This is a genomic window from Emticicia sp. MM (assembly GCF_001649495.1).
The window spans coordinates 1-21,484 of record NZ_LXHX01000013.1 but is presented as its reverse complement, the minus strand read 5'-3'; the positions used below and the strand labels follow the sequence as shown (position 1 = coordinate 21,484).

22 protein-coding genes are annotated in these 21,484 nt (G+C 35.7%); 18 read left to right on the top strand and 4 right to left on the bottom strand.

The window, feature by feature from the left end:
* The first annotated feature begins 104 nt into the window (after positions 1–104).
* The 5 genes from A6M55_RS01930 (at position 105) to A6M55_RS01910 (ending at position 3,200) form a co-directional block, all read left to right on the top strand.
* Positions 105–299: a cold-shock protein gene (locus A6M55_RS01930; RefSeq protein WP_015029620.1), complete on the top strand. Its 195-nt coding sequence runs from the start codon at positions 105–107 to the stop codon at positions 297–299.
* 301 nt (positions 300–600) lie between these two features.
* On the top strand, positions 601–1,014 hold the full coding sequence (locus tag A6M55_RS01925) for a hypothetical protein (protein ID WP_064196273.1): 414 nt from the start codon (positions 601–603) through the stop codon (positions 1,012–1,014).
* Between the two features lie 10 nt (positions 1,015–1,024).
* Positions 1,025–1,687, top strand: coding sequence for a hypothetical protein (locus A6M55_RS17265; protein ID WP_156510961.1), 663 nt, complete (start codon positions 1,025–1,027; stop codon positions 1,685–1,687).
* 34 nt (positions 1,688–1,721) lie between these two features.
* A complete protein-coding gene (locus A6M55_RS01915) occupies positions 1,722–2,534 on the top strand; it encodes a sensor histidine kinase (RefSeq protein ID WP_015029617.1) in 813 nt (270 codons plus the stop codon).
* A 15-nt stretch (positions 2,535–2,549) separates the two neighbouring features.
* A complete protein-coding gene (locus A6M55_RS01910; protein ID WP_015029616.1) occupies positions 2,550–3,200 on the top strand; it encodes a response regulator transcription factor in 651 nt (216 codons plus the stop codon).
* A gap of 46 nt (positions 3,201–3,246) precedes the next feature.
* Here the strand turns inward: A6M55_RS01910 and A6M55_RS01905 are convergent, their stop codons facing one another.
* Positions 3,247–3,636, bottom strand: coding sequence for a RidA family protein (locus tag A6M55_RS01905; protein WP_015029615.1), 390 nt, complete (start codon positions 3,634–3,636; stop codon positions 3,247–3,249).
* A 173-nt stretch (positions 3,637–3,809) separates the two neighbouring features.
* Here A6M55_RS01905 and A6M55_RS01900 point away from each other — a divergent pair, with 173 nt between their 5' ends.
* Positions 3,810–4,367 carry a nucleotide exchange factor GrpE gene (locus tag A6M55_RS01900; RefSeq protein ID WP_015029614.1) on the top strand — a complete coding sequence of 186 codons (558 nt, stop codon included), beginning with the start codon at positions 3,810–3,812 and terminating at the stop codon, positions 4,365–4,367.
* 102 nt (positions 4,368–4,469) lie between these two features.
* On the top strand, positions 4,470–5,618 hold the full coding sequence (gene dnaJ / locus A6M55_RS01895) for a molecular chaperone DnaJ (RefSeq protein ID WP_064196271.1): 1,149 nt from the start codon (positions 4,470–4,472) through the stop codon (positions 5,616–5,618).
* A gap of 59 nt (positions 5,619–5,677) precedes the next feature.
* Here the strand turns inward: dnaJ and A6M55_RS01890 are convergent, their stop codons facing one another.
* A complete protein-coding gene (locus tag A6M55_RS01890; RefSeq protein WP_015029612.1) occupies positions 5,678–6,277 on the bottom strand; it encodes a nitroreductase family protein in 600 nt (199 codons plus the stop codon).
* Positions 6,278–6,369: 92 nt separating this feature from the next.
* Here A6M55_RS01890 and A6M55_RS01885 point away from each other — a divergent pair, with 92 nt between their 5' ends.
* The 7 genes from A6M55_RS01885 (at position 6,370) to A6M55_RS01855 (ending at position 15,844) form a co-directional block, all read left to right on the top strand.
* Positions 6,370–6,726: a helix-turn-helix domain-containing protein gene (locus A6M55_RS01885; protein ID WP_082892897.1), complete on the top strand. Its 357-nt coding sequence runs from the start codon at positions 6,370–6,372 to the stop codon at positions 6,724–6,726.
* 164 nt (positions 6,727–6,890) lie between these two features.
* On the top strand, positions 6,891–9,875 hold the full coding sequence (locus A6M55_RS01880) for a DUF2723 domain-containing protein (RefSeq protein WP_064196270.1): 2,985 nt from the start codon (positions 6,891–6,893) through the stop codon (positions 9,873–9,875).
* Between the two features lie 156 nt (positions 9,876–10,031).
* Positions 10,032–12,419, top strand: coding sequence for a TonB-dependent receptor (locus tag A6M55_RS01875; protein WP_064196274.1), 2,388 nt, complete (start codon positions 10,032–10,034; stop codon positions 12,417–12,419).
* Positions 12,420–12,515: 96 nt separating this feature from the next.
* On the top strand, positions 12,516–13,070 hold the full coding sequence (locus A6M55_RS01870; protein ID WP_064196269.1) for a hypothetical protein: 555 nt from the start codon (positions 12,516–12,518) through the stop codon (positions 13,068–13,070).
* 412 nt (positions 13,071–13,482) lie between these two features.
* Entirely contained in the window at positions 13,483–14,019 is a 537-nt protein-coding gene (locus tag A6M55_RS01865; RefSeq protein WP_041694103.1) for a 5' nucleotidase, NT5C type, read from the top strand.
* Between the two features lie 36 nt (positions 14,020–14,055).
* Positions 14,056–15,207 carry a M28 family metallopeptidase gene (locus A6M55_RS01860; protein ID WP_015029606.1) on the top strand — a complete coding sequence of 384 codons (1,152 nt, stop codon included), beginning with the start codon at positions 14,056–14,058 and terminating at the stop codon, positions 15,205–15,207.
* Entirely contained in the window at positions 15,197–15,844 is a 648-nt protein-coding gene (locus tag A6M55_RS01855) for a lysoplasmalogenase (RefSeq protein ID WP_064196268.1), read from the top strand. The genes A6M55_RS01860 and A6M55_RS01855 overlap by 11 nt, the downstream gene beginning before the upstream one ends.
* Before the next feature lie 45 nt (positions 15,845–15,889).
* On the opposite strand, the gene A6M55_RS01850 is transcribed toward A6M55_RS01855, so the two are convergent.
* Both A6M55_RS01850 and pafA read right to left on the bottom strand, forming a co-directional pair.
* Complete coding sequence (locus A6M55_RS01850) at positions 15,890–16,204, bottom strand: hypothetical protein (protein WP_015029604.1); 315 nt, start codon at positions 16,202–16,204, stop codon at positions 15,890–15,892.
* A gap of 44 nt (positions 16,205–16,248) precedes the next feature.
* The gene (gene pafA, locus A6M55_RS01845) at positions 16,249–17,880 is read right to left on the bottom strand and encodes an alkaline phosphatase PafA (RefSeq protein ID WP_015029603.1); all 1,632 of its coding nucleotides are present in this window, start codon (positions 17,878–17,880) and stop codon (positions 16,249–16,251) included.
* A 229-nt stretch (positions 17,881–18,109) separates the two neighbouring features.
* Between pafA and A6M55_RS01840 the strand changes: the two genes are divergently transcribed.
* The 4 genes from A6M55_RS01840 to A6M55_RS01825 all read left to right on the top strand — a co-directional run.
* Positions 18,110–19,147 carry a bifunctional oligoribonuclease/PAP phosphatase NrnA gene (locus A6M55_RS01840; RefSeq protein WP_015029602.1) on the top strand — a complete coding sequence of 346 codons (1,038 nt, stop codon included), beginning with the start codon at positions 18,110–18,112 and terminating at the stop codon, positions 19,145–19,147.
* Positions 19,148–19,203: 56 nt separating this feature from the next.
* On the top strand, positions 19,204–20,049 hold the full coding sequence (locus A6M55_RS01835) for an FKBP-type peptidyl-prolyl cis-trans isomerase (RefSeq protein WP_015029601.1): 846 nt from the start codon (positions 19,204–19,206) through the stop codon (positions 20,047–20,049).
* 62 nt (positions 20,050–20,111) lie between these two features.
* Positions 20,112–20,975, top strand: coding sequence for an FKBP-type peptidyl-prolyl cis-trans isomerase (locus A6M55_RS01830; RefSeq protein ID WP_064196267.1), 864 nt, complete (start codon positions 20,112–20,114; stop codon positions 20,973–20,975).
* 90 nt (positions 20,976–21,065) lie between these two features.
* A partial coding sequence (locus tag A6M55_RS01825; RefSeq protein WP_064196266.1) for a hypothetical protein occupies positions 21,066–21,484 on the top strand: 419 nt, incomplete at its 3' end.

The following is a 21,484-nucleotide window of genomic DNA, read 5'->3' as shown; positions in this document are numbered from 1 at the left end:
ATTATAAAATAAATACAAATATAATTTACTCAAAAACTTGTTTTTTGATAAAAAACGCGTATATTGCAAGTAATTTATTTACTCTTTTAATTTTTACATTTTCAATGCAAACAGGTACAGTAAAATTCTTCAACGAAACAAAAGGATTCGGATTCGTTGTAGATGATGCTTCAGGGCAAGAAATCTTCCTTCACGTGACAGGCCTTGGCGGCGTAAAGGTTCGTGAAAACGACCGTATAGAATACAACGTCATCGATGGTCGCAAAGGTTTAAATGCTGTCAACGTGAAAAAAATATAATTTTTTTCTGAATTAAGATTGGCATCAGTACCAAACCCCTCATTCTGCGAAGATTTGAGGGGTTTTTGTTTGAAGTTTAAATCCGTATTTTACGAAGATTGAAATACGTAAAAATACGTATTTCAATAAGTAATTCTACTAAGATTTAACAAAAACATAAACATAACTATTTAATAATAAACAACTTAAGCATACATTCAACTCTTTAGCACTTTGCAAATCAACTCAATTATACTTATTTTTGAATAGTTCAAATTATAAATTTGTTCTTTTAACATAAAACTATTACAATCACAAAACCATGAAAGATAGAATCCTCAACGCAGGGAGTTTTTTCAATAAAAAAGACATCCAAGGTCATGTTAAAAACCATGTAACACATGTAAAGAGTAAAAAAGCAGCCTCAGAAGTATTCCACGACGATAATGGTGATGTAAGAAGAGCTGAGCTTTTTGGAAAAAACCTTATTGAAAAATTATTAAAAAATACTGGCGGAAAAGAAGTAGCAGGAATCAGAATCTACTATGGACATGCTCCAGAAGATAATGATGGTAATATTAAGGATGGCGGGAAACTACGTCCACGATTATTCTTAGTACCTGTCGATGAAAATGGAAACGATATTGATATAGATTCGTCGTCTTTAAAAGATGACCCAAGTGGTGGAGGTGTTGGTGGAGGCTTACCTTGTCCTCAGGCTTGTAACGAACAATAAAAATAAGCCTATGTGGGAAAGATACATGTATTTATACAGCAAATACCCAATAACGGCAACATCTGACATCATTACGATTTTTCCTGTTATAGTTGGTATAATCTTCTATAAGTATTTATCAAAAGAGATTAAAACATTATTTTATTTCTCAGTAATTCATTTTATTGGTGATATTTACTCCACATGGCTGTCGGTTAAGTGGACGAATAACCTTCATATCTTTAACATACTAGAAATCGTTGAGGCTTCTGGTATGTGTTTTATTTTTTGGATGCTATTCAAGCAATCCATGAAGAAAAAACTTTTACTGATGCTTCTCATAACAGTACTTAGCATTGGCATATTCAAATTCAGAGCAACCGAATTTGCGTTTATACCTTATGTATTCAATAGGCTATGCTATATGATTTTGGTATTTCTTTATTTTCACACACTCCTTTCAGAAACATCAGTAAAAAATATTCTTGCACATCCACCATTTTGGCTCTGTGCTACACTCACAATTTATTCAACTGGTAGCATAATAATTTTCCTTTTTGGTGAACAAATACTCTCATCAACTGCACCACATGAAAAATTCACACTTTTTTATGATTTTATTTCGGTTATCAATATTCTTTGTAGAACATTAATTTGTGTAGTTTTTTTTGTCAGCAAATACGAAAAAAACTAATTTTATACGAATTAAAAATTCCTGAAAACAAACCATGATTAATACCAATGACTCTTCTACGCTAATCGTAATCGGCTCTGGCATACTATTACTGATGGGAGTTGTCTTGGTAATTTTTGTGGCCTACTATCAGCAACGACAACTCAAACGAGACCTACTACAACAAAAAGCTATGCAAGAGCTTAAAGATGAGATGCAACGCCAAATGCTCGAATCTGCTCTTGAAGTACAAGAAGTTGAACGCATCAGAATTGCCAAAGATTTGCACGATGAAGTTGGAGCCATGCTTTCGGTAACAAAGATGAGTTTCAATCAGCTTTTGCGTAAACTAGATAACGCCGAAGATTTAGCGGTGATGGGCAAACAAACTCGTGAACTTTTAGAACAATCCATTGGACAAGTACGCCGTATTTCAAAAGAACTCGTGCCAAGCACACTTGAAGAATTTGGCCTGATACTATCAATTGATGAATTCATTCAGAAAGTACACTTAGCCTCAACTAGCGAGTTTTCTTTCAGCTATGAGGGCATTAATCAAAAGCAAAGATTCGATAAAAAAATAGAACTTACGATTTATCGCCTCATTCAAGAGCTAGTAAATAATGCACTCAAACACGCAGATGCCAGCGAAATATCCTTGAAATTGGGTATTCAAGATAAAAACATAATATTTACTTTTACTGATAATGGTAAGGGGTTCGATTTCAATGCCGTTCGCAACGACCCCAAACGTGGTTTAGGTTTAAGAAATATGGAAAGCCGCTTAAGCGTTATTAATGGACAGATTGATATTCAATCGAATATTGGCAGTGGCACCATCACGAAAATAGAAATTCCAATTGCTTAAAATTGTCTCTTACGTATGCCGAAAATACAATTAGCAGTGGTCGACGACCACAACCTATTTCGCAAAGGAATGATTTCAATACTCCAGCAAGTACCCGATTTTGAGGTAGTAATGGAGGCCACCAATGGCCAAGAATTTATTGATAAACTTCCAAGCAAAACTATTGATGTTGTCTTATTAGATTTGCAAATGCCTGTGCTCGATGGCATTAAAACAACCGAAATAATCAAAGCTCAATTTCCTGATACTAAAGTACTTATCTTATCAATGCAAGATGAAGACCAATTTGTATTGCATTTGATGGAAATCGGAGCAAACGGATATTTATTGAAAGATACAGACCCAGAAGAGGTTGAAAAGGCTATCCGAAAAGTTAATGAAACGGATATCTATTTTAGCGATTTTGTGAGTAAAATTATGCTCCGAAAAATGAATCGTAAAACCCAACAAGAAAGCAAAATCTTTAATTATAAAACCGACTTATCGGAACGAGAAATACAGATCTTAAAGTATATATGCGAAGGACTTACGACGGCTGAAATTGGCGATATTGTTTCGTTGAGCCCAAGAACTGTCGAGGGCCATCGTCTAAGAATGATGGAAAAATTAGGCCTCAAAAACACGGCAGGTTTAGTAGCCTACGCCATTAGAAATAATTTAGTTTGATATTATATTCGTAGAGACGTTTCATGAAACGTCTCTACTACCCAAGTTACGCTCCAACTATTGCCGAAAATTCAATTTCTACCAAATAATCAGCACCAATCAATGCACCAACTTGTACCATCGTTGTGCATGGCTTAATAGTACCGAAAAATTCACCGTGAGCTTTACCTATTTCTTCCCATTTAGAAATATCTGTAGCATAAATACGTGTACGCACTACATCTTTCAAAGACGCCCCCAATTGTTCGAGCACTTTTTCTACTTTCAAAATAATAAACTTTGTTTGCAGGTAAACATCGCCTTTTCCTACCAATTCTCCACTACCATCGGTGGCTACCGTACCAGTCACCTCAATCATATTTCCCACTTTTACTGCACGAGAATATCCGATAATGTCTTCCCACTTTGCTCCTGTCGAAACGTTAATTCTTTCCATTAATTTGTTTAGTTTAATAAATTTTCCTTGATAAAATTAATAACTATGCCGTGCCATTTATGAAATGTCATTTTCTAAAGGTAATAAAAAAGCTTTTTTCTGACATCTTGTCAGTAAATTTCTTATTGGCAAAATAATTGTCGAAATTTGCACAAAATAAAATAGATTACAAAATGGCAGAGAATAAAGAAGAAGCAACTGAGCAAACAACCGTAGAGACCAACGAAAACGTAGAAGAACAAACTGTAGTTGCAGAAGAAGCGAATGAAGGAAATGGAGCGGAGTCTGAATCTGCATCACTTGAAGCACAACTTGCCGAAGCAAAAGATAAATATTTACGTTTGTATGCCGACTTTGAAAACTTCCGTCGTCGTACATCCAAAGAAAAGGTAGATTTGATTCAGAATGCGGCAGAGGGGCTTATCAAAGAACTCATTCCGATTATTGATGATTTCGAGCGTGCTAATAAATCATTCGAAACAGTTTCAGAAGTTGAGCCTTTGAAAGAAGGTATCGCATTGATTTTCAACAAATTCCAAAAGACTTTAGCCAATAAAGGTGTAAAGGCCATGGACGCTAAAGGTAAAGAATTTGATGTTGAACTTCACGAATGTATTACGCAATTTGCGGCAGGCGATGAAAACAAAGGAAAAGTAATCGACGAAGTAGAAAAAGGGTATTACCTAAACGAAAAAGTAATTCGCTACGCAAAAGTGGTAGTGGGTTCATAAAATAATGAAGAATTGAGAATTAAAAATTAAGGATTAAAACAACCTTTTAGGTTAGTATTTCAATGCTTAGTTCTACATTCTTGGTTCTTAATTCATACAAAAATGGCACAGAAGAAAGATTTTTATGAAGTACTGGGCGTTACTAAAAATGCATCAGAAGATGATTTAAAGAAAGCCTACAGAAAACTGGCTATTCAATATCACCCAGATAAAAACCCTGGGGATAAAGCTGCTGAGGAAAAATTTAAAGAAATTGCCGAAGCTTACGGCGTATTATCAGACCCTGAAAAACGCCAACGTTACGACCAGTTTGGGCATCAAGGTGTAGGCGGAGCGAGTGGCTTCGGTGGCGGTGGCGTAAACATGGAAGATATTTTCGGAAGTGTTTTTGGTGAAGATAGTCCATTTAGTAGTTTCTTCGGTGGTGGTGGTGGTGGCCGCCGTGGTGGCCCAAGCGTAAGAAAGGGCTCAGATTTAAGAATTAAGCTTAAGCTTAATTTAGAAGAAATTGCCAATGGTGTTGAGAAAAAAATAAAAGTAAAACGCTACGTTGCTTGTAATACTTGTAGCGGAAACGGCTCGAAAAATGGTAATTCATTGAAGACCTGTTCGACTTGTAACGGACAAGGGCAAGTGCGTAAAGTAGTTAATACTATGCTGGGCCAAATGGTTTCAACCAGTCCGTGTCCTACTTGTCAAGGAGAGGGTAAGGTTGTCACTGAGCGTTGCGATGTTTGTTTCGGAGAAGGCCGTCAGCTTAATGAAGATTTGCTTTCAATTAAGATTCCTGCTGGTGTAGCCGAAGGTATGCAGCTATCAATGTCAGGCAAGGGTAATGTGCCTACCAGAGGTGGTATTGCTGGCGATTTATTGATTGTAATCGAAGAAGAAGAACATCCAGAATTAAAGCGTGATGGCGGTAATATTGTTTATGAATTACGCATGAATTTTGCTGATGTAGCCCTTGGAAAAGAAGTTGAAGTACCAACTGTGGGTGGAAAGGTAAAAATCAACATCAAAGCAGGAACGCAATCTGGTGAAATATTACGTCTGAAGGGTAAAGGGCTCAAAGAATTAAATAGCTACGGCGTTGGCGACCAATTGATTCATGTAAGTGTATTTACACCTACTTCTTTGACTACCGAAGAACGAGCGATTCTTGAAAAACTAAGAATTTCGCCTAGTTTTCAGCCTAAAGCAGATAAAAATGATAGAAGTATTTTTGATAAAATGAAAGACTTCTTCCATTAATAAGAGAAAATAAAAATCCCTTTATCGTTTGATAAAGGGATTTTTGTTTAAATATTACATCAAATACTTTCTACCACATCTTCTGCCACAAATCTATATTTAGGCTTCACACTTGGCTGATTCGCATCTTCTACATTTCTATAACCAATAGCCACTGCAAATAGAGGCTTATACCCTTCAAGTTTTAAAATTTCGGCATATTTTTCGTTTTCAATTCCTTCCATTGGCGTAGAGTCTATTCCCATAGCGGCACAGGCACTTAAAAAGAAACCCAATGCAAGATATACTTGATGCCCAAACCAAGATTTAATCTCAGCTTCAGAAAGAGGTTTGATGTGTTGTTTGTAATAAGCTACTGCACCTTCAGGCAAATTCTTCTGAATTTTCTCTTCAAATAATTGCACATCATCAATTGCACAGAAAACTACGACGTGACTTGCGTCATCAACCTTAGGTTTATTGAAAATAGACGCATCTGCTAAACTGCTTTTCAGACTATTTTCAGAAACAAAATAAAACTTCCAAGGCTGGCTATTGATAGATGATGGACTTAATCGAATAATCTCTTTTAATGCTTCAATATCTGCCTCCGAAACCTTTTTAGAGGGGTTATACTTTTTTGTAGTATATCTACTTTTTGCTAATGCTAAAAAATCCATGATTAGTTTTTAAATTTTATACTATAATATTTATAGTTGCAAAACTAAGTATAGTAATTTATCTTTGCAATAACGGTTAAAAATGATAGTATATGAAATATTGTTTTGATAATAAAGAATATCCTTGTAGTACAAGCCTAACCATGAAATATATAGGAGGAAAATGGAAAGCAGTGATTCTCATTCATTTAATTGAAAGAAAACGTTATAATGAATTAAGAAAAGAACTACCGATGGTTACCGAAAGAACCATTAGCCTTCAACTAAAAGAATTGGAAGAAGATGGCTTAATAAGTAGAACTGTACATACGAGTAAACCTCCCTTAAAAGTAGATTATGAACTGACAGAATTCGGAAAAACACTTATTCCAGTATTAAAAGCTGTGGCTGATTGGGGGAAAAGTGCGGCCAATGCCGATAAAAGAGTAAAACAAATAAGTACTCAGTAATAGACAAATTTGTATCAAAACCCTAATATTGAATCCAAAAACGCTTAATAATGATTTCTACTTAGCGGCTTTTAAGATAATTTAAGAACCTTTTCTACGCAATTATCCATCAAATTGCCTAATTTTGAAGCATCAAGAGAATATTCATTCACTAATCTCAAAAAATGAACAATTTCACAAGGCTCAATAACATCGTCGGATGGGCGGTTTTTGCCGTTTCACTTATTACTTATACACTCACCGTTGAACCTACCGCCAGCTTTTGGGACTGCGGAGAGTTTATTGCTTGTTCTTATAAACTACAAGTTCCACACCCAGCTGGTGCACCTTTATTCTTATTAATTGGCCGCATGGCTTCTTTGTTAGCTGGAAGCGATGTAACGAAAGTGGCTTTGATGGTCAACATGGTTTCAGTTATTGCCAGTGCCTTCACTATTTTATTTATGTTCTGGACAATCTCACTTTTAGCTCGTAAGGTTTTCGGCAAAAAAGGAGAAGAACTTGATACTACACAAATCATTCTTGTGCTTGGTGCTAGTGCAGTAGGCTCATTAGTATATGCTTTTTCTGATTCATTTTGGTTTTCGGCAGTTGAGGCTGAGGTTTACGGAATGTCGTCTTTCTTTACAGCTATTGTAATCTGGGCTGCTTTCCGTTGGGAAATTATTGAAGATGAAGCACAAGCTAATCGTTTCTTAATTTTTACTGCTTATTTAGTGGGTCTTTCGATTGGTGTTCACTTACTTAACCTCGTTACGATTCCTGCATTAGGCTTAGTATATTATTACAAAAAAGCAAAAAAAATCACTTGGAAAGGCGGTATTACTGCTTTCTTAATAGGTATGGTTGTTTTAGGTGTGGTAAACGTTGGTGTTATTACAGGTTTCCCATCACTTGGTTTTACTTTCGAAAAATTATTTGTTAATACATTCGGTTTACCATTCAGTTCTGGTATCATTTTCTTCGTAATTTTATTAGTTTCATCTCTTTCTTACGGAATTTTCTACACACAGAAAAAAGGAATGGTTATTGCCAACACCGCATTGATTTCATTTGCATTTGTATTGATTGGATATTCTTCTTATACAATCGCCTTGATTCGTTCGAACTACAACCCACCAATCAACGAAAATAACCCAAGCAACGTTCTGAACTACGTTTCATATTTGAAGCGTGAACAATATGGTAGCCGCCCATTACTTTATGGTCCTGTTTTCACAGGTAAATTAGAATCAATCGAAAATGGTGAGCCTATCTACAAAATGGGCAAAGACAAATACGAAATCTACGATTATAAGCCAAACTACATTTGGGGACCAAACAGCGAAAGCCTATTGCCTCGTATGTGGAGTACAGATGGTGGGCATCAACAAATCTATCGTCAAGAAATGGGGCTTTCTCCTGACCAAAAACCTACGCTTTTCACAAACTTAGGCTACATGATTAAGCGTCAGATGGGTTATATGTATTGGCGTTATTTTGCTTGGAATTTCTGGGGACGCTCAAGCGATATCGAAGGAGCTGGGCCAACTAATATTTTTGAGTCTAAAAACAACCTACCTCCAGCGATTAAAGAAAATCGTGGTCGTACCAACTTCTTTGGTTTACCCGTAATTTTAGGTATTTTGGGCTTACTGTATCACTATTTCCGACGTGAGCGTGATGCACTCATTATGTTCTTATTATTTATTTTTACTGGTATTGGTTTAGTTGTTTACCTCAATTCTCCTCCAGTAGAACCACGTGAACGTGACTATATCTATGTAGGTTCGTTCTATATTTGGGCTATTTGGATTGGCCTTGGCGTTTTAGGCTTGTTTGATTATGTATTGAAATTTATCAAAAACTCGCAAAGTAGAGCTGTGGCCGCAACGGTAGTTGGATTGGCGGTTCCGCTTATCATGCTTCCACAAACTTGGAAAGGTCATGACCGTTCAGGACGCTACCACCAAGTAGATTTTGCTAAAAACTTATTAAATTCTTGTGCTCCAAATGCAATTCTCTTCACTGGTGGAGATAATGATACTTTCCCACTTTGGTATGTTCAAGAAGTAGAAGGTTTCCGTACTGACGTACGTGTTTGTAACCTAAGTTTATTGGGTACAGACTGGTATTGCGAGCAAATGAAACGTAAAACTTACCTATCAGAAGCTTTACCGATTACATTTAGCACAGACCAATTATTGAGCGGTGTAAATGACCAGATTCCTTTCGTTGAACGTTTGAATGACCCAATCAACTTGAAGGATTATTTAGAATTAGTGAAGAAAAACGACCCTGCCATTCAGATTCCTTTAACAACTGGGGAAAGTATTAATTCTTTACCTTCTGATAGTCTCTTCTTAAATTATGATGTTGAATCGGTGAAGAAAATGGGCTTCGTGCCAAAAGAATTTGAATCATACATGACTGGTCAGATGACTTGGAATATAGGCAAACGTGACCTATTGAAGAATGATTTAATGCAGCTCGAAATGATTGCACAAAACAACTGGAAACGTCCGATTTATTTTGCAGGAACATTGGCCAACGATAATTACTTGAACCTCAAAGATTACATGCAGTTGGAAGGCTATGCCTACAGATTATTGCCCGTAAAAGTTAGTCAAGGAGATGATGGCTTTGCCAATACTGAAGTAATGTATAACAACATGATGAAGAAAATGGCATGGAGAGGCATGGATAATCAGAACGTATATTATGATTCAGAAACGTACTTGAAAGTTCCAATCATTACTGCTCGTTTAGCATTCTTGCGTTTAGTTGACCAATTGGTAAGAGAAGATAAAAAAGCGAAAGCGAAAGAGGTACTAGACTATGCTAACAAGGTATTACCTGACAATGTTATTCCTTATGACCAACTTTGTACGAACTATGTGATGTATTATTTCGAAGTTGGCGATTCGAAGAAAGCCATGGAAATTGCTGAGATTTTGGCTAAACGTGCCGAAGGAAACTTGGCTTACTTCACTCAAAAAGCTAATATAACAAGTGCTGAATGGATGCCTGATAACGTACAAAGCTACATTCAGATTAGCTTAAGAAACTTACAAGTTATTGGTAATATTTGTAGCCGCAATAAGCAAGAAGAAGCTGCGAAACGCTATGAAGCTATTTACAATAAATATTATTCAAGAGTTGCAGAATAAGAAAGAAGACTACAAGGAAGAGTTCGCTTAAAGCGAACTCTTCCTTGTAAAACATAAAAAATCCTCGTTGAACAATTCGACGAGGATTTTTTATTATATTTGCAATACTGTTGCATTTGCTTACAACAAAGGTCTAAAATTGTGCAAAAACCAAAAATGAAGCGAACACTACTTATATACATCATTTTATTAAATTTGGGTGCTGGGAAAATTCAAGCCCAAAACTCAAAAGACTGTGACTGCTTCATTCAAGGTATTGTTCAAGACCAAAATACCAAACAGCCAATCATCGGAGCAGTTGTGTTAATAAAGGAGTTAAACAAAGGCATAAGCACAGATAGTAAAGGTTTTTACCGTATTTCTAATCTTTGTCAAGGAAAATACACCATAATCGGCCGAATAGTAGGGTATGAAGAGAAAAGCTACACTATCAATTTAGAACATGGAACTGAACAAAATATAAAACTTAACGAAACCGAACTACACTTAGCCAATATTGATATAAAAGCACAAAAAATTGATAATCTGACTCAAAATAAAAGCTTACTTGAGAATACGGCACTTGACCAAACTCGTGGACAATCATTAGGAGAAGCATTGAAACAGATTTCTGGCGTAACTACCTTACAAACAGGAAGTTCGATAGCTAAACCTGTTATTCACGGTATGCATTCGAATAGAGTTTTGATTATGAACAATGGTGTAAGACAAGAAGGCCAACAATGGGGTAGTGAACACGCCCCTGAAATAGACCCATTTGTTGCTAAAAAAATCACCGTTTTAAAAGGAGCCGCTGGAGTTCGCTATGGTTCCGATGCTATTGCGGGTGTAATTATGCTCGAACCTGATGCCCTACCCGACTCTACTCTCATAAAAGGTGAAGTAAATAGTATATACTTTTCAAATGGCCATCAGGCGGTCAATTCAGGTATTTTAGAAGGGGGTATTAGGAAATATTCAAAATACCAAATACCCTATTCTTTCGGTATGAGATTGCAAGGCACATACAAGCGTGGCGGTGATATTTCAACCCCAAATTATCGCTTAGCCAATACTGGAATCGAAGAAATAAATTATTCTTTATCAGCCAATTACAAGAAAAGAAACTTCAATTCTGAGGTATTTTATAGTCAATTTAATACCCAATTAGCTGTTTTTGCGGGTTCACATATAGGGAATGTTACTGACCTCATTGATGCAATCAAACGCGGAACGCCCCTAGCCATTTATACACCCGAAAACTTCAGCTATAACATTGGCCGCCCTTACCAAGATGTTCAACACAATTTATTAAAACTCAAAAATTCACTTAAAATAACAAAAGGTATTTTGAGTCTTACATTGGGTAAACAATACGATTTTAGAAGAGAAATAGATATTTTGAGAGGAGATAAAAATTTAACTCAATTATTTAAACTCAATACCTACACTGGCGAGTTACTCTTTGAACACCAACCAATTTTGAAAATCCTTACGGGTTCAATTGGCATCAACTCTCTTTATCAAGAAAATCTCACAACAGGTACACTCACAGCACCCCGCACATCAACGGTATTGATTCCAAATTTCCAAAACTTTACATCTGGCCTATTCTTGATTGAACGAATAGTAAGAAAACAATGGGAAATTGAAACAGGGTTTCGATATGATTTTCGACATTTGAGTGTTTATCGAATTCCAAGAGGTACACAAAGTGTTGAACATGATATCAGAAATAATCAGAATTTTACAGGCACCGCTGGTATTAATTATCGCCCCAATGCTCGCTGGAATTTCTTGACTAATATTAGTTCAGCATGGCGTGCTGCAACTGTCAACGAACTCTACAGTGATGGAGTACATCATGGAGCTGCGAGTTTTGAGCGTGGAGATGAAAATTTACAACCCGAAAAAGCTTTGAATACTTCTTTTACGGCTAACTATATTGCTAAAAACATTCAATTTGAGGCACATATCTATAATAATTTTATACAAAATTTTATTTTTTTATCACCAACAGGAAGGCCCGCTCTAACTATTCGTGGGGCATTTCCAGAATTTATCTATACTCAAACGCAGGCTCTTTTTCAAGGTTTTGATTTAAGCTCCAACTTTCAGTTTATCAAGTACTTTTCGTTCAATTCTAAACTTTCATACCTAAAAGCTCAAGATATTACTCACCAACAACCACTTATTCAGATTCCAGCTAATAGACTGGAAAATACTATCCGATTCGAAAAGAAAAATACCTCCGTTTCACTGACCCATTTATATGTAGCGAAACAAAAGAGAATTCCCACGAAAATTATTTTTACAGATATACCTAGTTCTGAAATTGTATTCACTGAATACGGTGGTGATTTCGCCCCACCTCCTGCGGCATATATGCTTTGGAGTGCTACCATAAGCCAGCAAATAACATTAAGCCAACAATCAAGATTTAATATTTCGATTACCATCAACAATGCACTCAATACATCCTATCGTGATTACCTCAATCGCTTCAGATACTTTGCTGATGAAATTGGTCGTAATGTGGCCTTAAGAGTTAAATATTCATTTTAATTTTTGCAACTCTATTGCATTAATATTTTTTGTTTTCTATATTTGCAACAATAATGCAAAAGTAATAGTATTACAAAAACAAACTCATCTCAGACAATGACCAAACAACAAAATTTACTTCTCAGCTTATTGATTAGCATAGGCCTTTTTATTAGTAGCTGTAAGAAGGATTCGATAGAAACACAAGAAGAAAACGAATTAATAACCACCGTAAAACTTAATTTCACTAGTGGAGGAGTAACCCAAACATTTAAGTTTAATGACCCTGATGGCGATGGTGGTGCAGCTCCAACAATTGATAACATCAGTCTAAAAGCAAACACAACATACACGCTCACAATTCAGGTTTTAGACGAATCAAAAAGTACTATCAATGATATTACCAACGAGGTGAGTGCCGAAAGCGATGAACACTTGTTTGTTTATACCCCAACACCGAGTAATTTATTGACTTATGTATATGGAGATAAAGATACAAATGGTTTTGTAATCGGGCTTACTGGAACCGCTAAAACAACTACTGCTGGAAATGGTCAACTAAAAGTTCAGTTACGCCACCAACCACCAGTCAATGGAAAAAAAGTAAAAGATGGTACCCCTACCCCCGGTAGCGACGATATGAATATTAACTTCAACCTTATAGTTCAATAATAAAAAAAGCCCGAAATTAAATTTCGGGCTTTTTTTATCTTTTTGGGTTACGATATTCTTTTGATCAACTAGAACTACTTCCTTCGACCCAATAAACTTAATAAAATCAACTAATTTTTTTTATTGTTTATTTCCTCTAATAGCTACCTAACTAATCAAAAAAAGAATTTTGTTATCATTTCAATAACATTGAAAACTTTTGCTTATTAAAAATAAGCTAGGCAAGATTTTCAATACAAAATTATTGAATAATTATTAAACAAAAAAACAACTTTTTTTTACTTGTTTTAAGGAATTAACAAAATATTAGTTTACAATCACCAAAAAATACAGAATATTATTTGATAAGAACTAAAATTTGTCTGCCTTAAATGAAAATATTATCTTAGCAGGAAAACAAAATCTAATAAGAATGACAAAAAAACGTATTGCAATTGATATGGACGACGTATTGGCGGCCGCTGGAAAGAAAATCCTTGCAACTTATAACCAACTCATAGGGACTAACTTTAAAGATGAAGATTTTGATGGGAAAGCCTATTTCGATGTTTTAGATGAGCAATATTACCCTGTAATTAGAGAAAAAATCTTCGAACCAGGTTTTTTCAGAGATATGGAAGTAATGCCCGATGCAATAGAAGTTGTAAAGAAACTTCATGACCGTTTTGAGGTATTTATTGTCTCGGCAGCAACAGAGTTTCCTAATTCATTAAAAGAAAAAATTGAATGGTTGGAAGAACATTTTCCTTTCATTTCTTGGAAAAACGTTGTTCTTTGTGGCGATAAAACTATTATTTCTGCAGATTATTTGATTGATGACCACGAGAAAAATCTTAAACCATTTAAAGGTAAAGCATTGATGTTTAACGCCACTCATAACCAACTACTAACTGATTACGATAGGTTTTATAATTGGAAAGAAATTGAGGCATTTTTTGATGCACAATAATTAAGATTTCATCCTACCCATTCATGACAAAACACTATGACAGCCAAACAAATTGTTGAGCAATTAACCTCATTTCCAAACCGCGGGGTAGCTACACCTAATGAAACTCCTGTATTGGAATTTTTATCGAGTCTATTTACAAATCAGCATTTAAGTAAAGAGTCATTTAGAACTCCAAAAACATATATTTCGGTAGTTTGGTGGTTAATTTTGGGAATTTCTGGTGGACTAATCTGTCTAAACTTCTCCACAATTATTGGCTTAATCATAGTTTTTATATTCGTGACGATGTCGCTACTTTATTTCAACTGGTATGCATCACCTGTCACGAGTTTTCCACCCTTGGTTACATCTCATAATTTAGTCGTAAAAAATCAAAACTCGAGCAAGCCCAAGAAACTAATCTTAATGGCTCATTGGGACACCGCCCCCATTTCATTGCTTTATCGCCCTGAAATAGTAGGAAATTTCAGAAAATCGCTCAAAACAAGTCTGATACTCATGATGATAGCACAGTTTTTGGCTATTTCTCAGTTTTTACTTCCAAACAATTTTTTACTGCTTATTTCAAATGTTTTGGCTCTTTATTTTCTGATTCAAGGCATCACTGCGAGTATTGATTTCTTTAGACTTGGCTATTCTAATGGTGCATCAGATAATGCAACTGGTGTAGCGGCGGCTATTGAAACTGCTCGCAAATTATGGCGTAAAAATTTAGAAAACCTTGATGTAGAATTAGTTTTAACTGGAGCTGAAGAGGTTGGAATGATTGGTGCAAGGGCTTATATGAAAGCTCATTATGAAACATTTACCAAAGAAACATACCTTATCAACTTTGATACGCTAGGTAGTGGAGATTTAAAGATTATTACTCAAACAGGAAGCTGGGGAAATATTGTCTATGATAACGATTTAGTAAAAATTGCCACTGAAATCACTCAGAATAATTCGGCTTTGCAAGAAGTGAAAACAGGTGCTTGGCACACGGCCGATTTTGATTCTGTATGGTTTCAAAGAGCAGGTATTCCATCTGTTACTTTGGCGGCACTCAACAAAAACGGTCGAATGCCTAATATACATCGCCCAACAGACATACTTGCTAATGTAGATTTCAAACCTATGGAAAAGGCTATTATGCTTGCAGAAGTCATCGGGATACAACTAAACAACCCTAAACATGAATCGTAACGAAACCATTACTTATGCCATTCTCGGCATAACCAACATTTTTTCAGGCTTTTTGGGACTTGAATGGCTTAATTTTCTGACAAAGCCATTGCTCATGATTACTTTGGCTATTTTTTATTTTCAGCATGTAAAAACAAGCCTAAATACTGTCGATAGAATCATGATTATTGCTTTGGTTTTTTCTTGTTTGGGCGATACTTTTCTCATGTTTCAAGGAAAAAATCCGCAGTTTTTTCTTTTAGGTTTAGGTTCATTTTTAGTATCTCAATTATCTTACGCTTTTGTTTTTCGAAAGCAAGGGAAAACTCAGCATATTAGGAGAATACCATTTATTATTTATGTCATTTCACTGCTAACTTTTTTATTCGGAAGTATTCCAGCAGCATTCAAAGCTCCAGTAATTGTCTATGCTTGTGCGATTAGTCTGATGGGAATAACAGCCTCCGAGCGGACAAGTTCCACCAATAGCTTTCAGCAAGTATTGATTGGAGCTATCCTTTTTATCATTTCTGACTCGCTAATTGCTATCAATAAATTTGCAATAGCAATACCCCTTTCTGGCTTTTGGATAATGATTACTTATATCGTTGCTCAATATTTCATTGTCAATGGCATTTTATTGAACCGAAAGCAGTAAAAAGAATAAAGTCAGACTCTGCAAATGCGGAGTCTGACTTTATTCTTAAAAATATTTAAGGAAATTCCAGAACCTTCTTTTTTGCAAATACTCAAAATCTTCTTCATTATCATAAGCTTCACATTCGAAACTAATTTTTCGATACGCTTGCCAAAATTTTCTACAACGAAAATAATGAAAAAGCCACTCTCCTACATACCAAATATAAAATGGTAAAATTAGCAGTTCTAATTGCTGTCTGATATGAATCATTTCATGATTAATCAGCACTTTACTAGGCTTTTTAGAACGCACAATAATAAACGGAAAGAGCGTAATTCCTTGTATTTTTCGGAGTGGAACTCCTTTAATAACAATCATTTTTTCAATTTCTTAAAGCAAAATCATGCTTAATCATCTGCTTTTTACTTCTTTTTGATAACCTCCTTAATCGGTTGACCAACGCAACCATTTGGTTCTAAAATATTCAACATCGCTGCCAAAGTAGCAGAAATATCGGCGATATAAGTTTGTTCAACGGTTTCGCCTTGTTGAACACCCCATCCATACCATAATAAAGGCACGTGGCGGTCATATTGCCACATTGTACCGTGAGTTGTACCTTTCTTATAACCACTATACCAAGCAGGCTCAAATAAAATCATGATATCTCCACTGCGTTTTGGATTATACACATTCTCAATTAATGGTTTATAGTAGGGCGGAATAGTTGCCGAAGCAATATCGTGCATATTCACAACTTGATAAACTGATGAACCCAGAATGAGCATTTTTTCTTTGACTAATTCATAAACTTGAGCCATTGAAACATTCTTCTTTTTCATCAAATCTTTATCAAGATATAACTGGTAGTTATCTTGAGCTTTAATCCATTTACCTTCACCAAATTTAGCCACCATTTCTCCATTTAGGTAGTTTATTTCTTTCGATAGTTCTACAATACCCGATGGAATTTTATGCTTTTTCAAGAATCCAGCTACATCAGCTACCCCGTGGTCAGCGGTAAGAAATACTGTATAATTACCTTTGCCTAAAGTCATATCTAAATTTTTCAATACTTCAGCAATATCGCGGTCAAGACGTAGATAGGTATCTTCTATTTCAATAGAATGAGTACCTGTGGCATGTCCTACATAATCAGGAGTTGAGAAACTTACACAAAGAAAATCTGTTTCTTTACTTTGCCCCATTTTTTCATTTTTAAGCGTAGCCAAAGTCATTTCTTTCGTAAGCGTATTTCCGTAAGCCGAAGTAAGTAATGCAGAAATATTCGCTAAAGAATGAGGGAAAACAGGCGATTTTTCACCCGAGAGAACATTCTCATATTCTTGGTCATCTTCTTCACTTTCAGTGTATTCTTTAATCGGTAAAAGAGTGGTCCACTTTTGAGCAATTAGTTTATCTGGCCACTTCTGAGCATTAAAATCTTGAACCCACTTTGGTAGCTCATTCATATAATAAGTACTCGAAATCCAATTTCCTGACTTCGCATCAAACCAATAAGCCGCATCGGCACTGTGGCCTGCTGGTAAAATACCTCCTCTATCTTTGATTGCAATCCCAATTACTTTAGAGCGAAACTCGGTAGCAATCTTCAACTGGTCGGTAATGGTAGTTGTGTGCATATTTACAGGCGAACGCTTTCCTTCAACGGCAGAAGCCTCTGTTCCAACTGCTTTTACAGTTGTATCCTCGGCTACATATACCGAGCGATTAGCAAGTGGGTCGTACCATTCATTACCAATAATACCATTTACTGCTGGAACCGAGCCTGTGTAAACAGCGGCGTGTCCTGGGCCAGTTATTGTATTAGCATAATGATAATGATTGTTTTTACAGTTGAACCCTTCATTCATTAAACGCTTGAACCCACCTTCAGTATATTTATCGTAGTAGCGATAAAGGTAGTCATAACGCATTTGGTCAACCATGATACCTAATACAAGTTTAGGTTTTTTTGAGGTAGTTGGTGTTTCTTTTTTTTGAGCTGAAGCTCCAAATCCTATTAAAAAAAGTAAAAAGATTAGTCGTTTCATTAGAGATAGGGTTAAAAATAGTTTTTTCAATTATACATTGCAATATGATTTTGGCAAACAAAGCATTTTTAAAACTTTTTATAAAAACCTTATTGATTGCCAAAATTAATTATCTTCAACTAAAATACAGTCAAATACTAAATTTAATATTTGTAAAATTATCTTCCTTTATCATAGTCTTCTATGTCATTTTTGAATTACCATCATAACTTTGTACATTTGCAGGGTTATGCGAGATTTTTTTACAGAGTCAAATCAAAAATTACAGTCGTTCAACGATTTTCTGAGTGTACCTCGAAAAATTGTCATTACTACCCATCAAAACCCCGATGCCGACGCACTTGGCTCATCGTTGGGCTTAGCCGCATACCTAAAGAAAAAAGGACACCATCCTACAGTAATCACCCCAACTGATTATCCGGATTTCTTAAGGTGGATGTCGGGTGAAAGTGATGTAATTAATTTTGAGGGAGAACGACACGAAACTGCCAAAAAGCTTATCGCAAATGCAGAAATGATTTTCTGTCTAGACTTTTCGATTCTTAATCGAATCAAAAGTATGGAAGCATTTGTTCGCCAAGCACCTGCAAAAAAAGTTTTAGTTGACCACCACCAACAACCTGAAGCCTTTGCCGATTATGTTTTCTGGAATGAGCGAGCCGCAGCTACTTGTGAGTTAATTTATGAGTTAATTGAAAAACTTGGCGATAAAGAACTGATTGATATTCCAACTGCAGAATGTCTTTATGCGGGTCTTGTTACAGACACGGGGTCGTTCAGATTTGATAGTACTACGCAAGAAGTACACCGAATTGCCGGCGAATTAATTGCTGTCGGCATTCATTCGAATGGCATCCACAGAAGGATTTTTGATAGTAATTCATTCGACCGAATGAAATTTTTAGGATTTGTTTTAGGAGAAAAACTCACTTATCTTCCTGAATACAATGTGGCTTACATGGCTATTTCGAAAGAGGAATTAAGTAGATTTAGCTCAAAAAATGGAGATACTGAAGGAGTAGTGAATTATGGGCTTTCTATCAAAGGTGTAATCATGGCCGCTATTTTTACCGAAAAAGAAGATATGATTCGAATTTCATTGCGTTCGGTAGATGATTTTTCGGTAAGCGAATTAGCTCGTACTCACTTTAATGGAGGCGGTCATAAAAATGCAGCAGGAGGGCGTTCGAGTGAATCACTTGAGAAAACTGTAGAGCAATTTTTAGCCTTACTACCACAATATAAAGAGCAGTTAGTGGGCAATTAAATTTCAAATAAAATAATTTTACAAAGCTTAAATTCAATATTAATATACCAATTTCAATGACAAAATTTTTTAAAACAACATTGAGCGTTGCAGCTGCAACAAGCCTTCTTTTCTCTTGTAATCAATTTAAGGTTACAGAAGACCCAGATGGCTCAAAATACCAAATTCACGAAGCAGGTAAAGGAAAAAAGATTAAAACTGGCGATATGTTAACCTTCGATTTAGTGATTAAGTCTTCTATCGACTCTACTTTCGAAGATACTTACAAGCGTAAACAACCAATCACTATGGTTGCTCAGCCAGGTTTGTATAAGGGTTCATTCGAAAACGCACTTATGCACCTTACAGAAGGAGATAGTGCCACTGTTTTTGTGAATGCCGACTCACTTTTCACACGTATGGGACAAACCATTCCTCCGGGTATCACGAAAGGGTCTGATTTAAAATTCATCGTTAAAATCAAATCTACACAAACTCGTGAAGATTTCCAGAAGGCTCAAAATGAGAAAAAGAACAACGAAGCAAAATTAATGGAAGAATTTGCAAAGAAAAACTTTCCAAATGCAACTAAAACACAATATGGTATCTATCATACCGTTGTTAAAGAAGGTACAGGTGATTTAATCAAAGCAGGACAAGTTGTAACGGTTGATTATACAGGTAAACTAATGAACGGAAAGGTATTTGATAGTTCAGTAGGTAAGCCTGGTCCAAAATTCCAAGTAACAGTAGGTCAAGGAGCAGTGATTCCGGGTTGGGAACAAGCATTATTATTAATGAAGAAAGGCGAAAAAAGCATTATCTTCATCCCTTCGAGTTTAGCTTATGGCGAACAAGGTGGGGGTCCAATCGAACCTTTCAGCTCATTGATTTTTGAAATGGAAATATTAGATGTTAAATAATCACTACGAGCCAAGTTCTAAAAATTTGGCTCGTTATATTTTAAATTAATAGTAAAATAGAGATGAAGAAGATTGCCTTATTATTTGTTTTAGTAGGTTTTGGTTTGTTTGTAAGTTCATGTAGTGGTTTCTTAGAAAATAATATCGAAGCCACCAATAAAAGAGATGCTCAGGCTATATCTGATTATATAAAACAAAAGAATCTTCAGATGCTCAACACCGCTACGGGGGTTTGGTATTCGGTTAATAAACCAACTTTAGGGCGAAATGCACAAGTAGGAGATGAAGTAACTTTTCACTATTTCCTTTATCTACTTGATGGTACTCGTATTGATAGTACTTCAAGATTAAAGAACGAACCAGCAAAAATTACTTTAGGAGCAGCCAATGTAATAGCTGGTTTTCTAGAGGCAATGTCTATTTTAAAAGAAGGTGAACGAGGTACCTTCCTTATTCCTTCGCAGTTAGGATTTGGTTCGCAAGCGAGTGTGACAGTTCCTGCTAATTCAGTACTCAAATTAGATTTAGAGTTAGTAAAACTTCGTTCTGAAGATCAGATCATTGATGATTATGTAGCAGCAGCAAAACTTCCTCTAACTGAAAAAACCTCAACTGGTCTTCGCTTCTTACGCACTCTTGAAGCACCAACGGGTACTCAGCTAAAAGTAGGCTTATCGACAGTTGTAAAATACACGGGCTATTTAGCCTCTACTGGCAAACAATTTGATTCTGGTCAATTAACAGTAGGATTAGGAGATGGAGCAGTAGTAAAAGGTTTTGAAGAAGGATTATTAAAAATGCGGGTGGGCGAAAAAGCTGTGCTCGTATTTCCATCAACCTTAGGTTATGGTGTAAATGGTAGTAATACGACCATTCCGCCTTATGCACCGCTTATTTTTAACGTAGAAATTGTAAGTGCGAAATAACTTAAATTCGTTTTAGAATTTTACATGCAAAACCTCTGAACCTTTCAGAGGTTTTGGTGTTTTTATCAGTAGCATAATTTATCTTTATTAATGGCAAAGCTACCTAAAGAACTCGAAAAGGCAATTTTAGAATTACCCTCAAAAGAAAAAGACAAACTTTTACTCAAACTTATAAGTAAAAATGAGTTATTGAGCGAACAACTTTATTTTCAACTACTTGAAGATGAATCTGATTTAAAATTTAAACGTGAAGAGATAAAAAAACAAATATTGAAGGTATCGAAAATGTATCATGATACACCAGGATGGATGATGATGGATATGCGAGACTTAAGTGGGCGTATCACTCATCATGTAAAAGTAACTAAAGATAAATATGGTGAAATAGAGCTTAATCTTTATTTATTAGATATGTTTTTTGAAAATCAAGCTTCCCATTTGGAAAATTATTCAGGTAAAACTGACTCAATCGCTTTATATATTGCCAAACGAACGGAGTTAATTCTTAA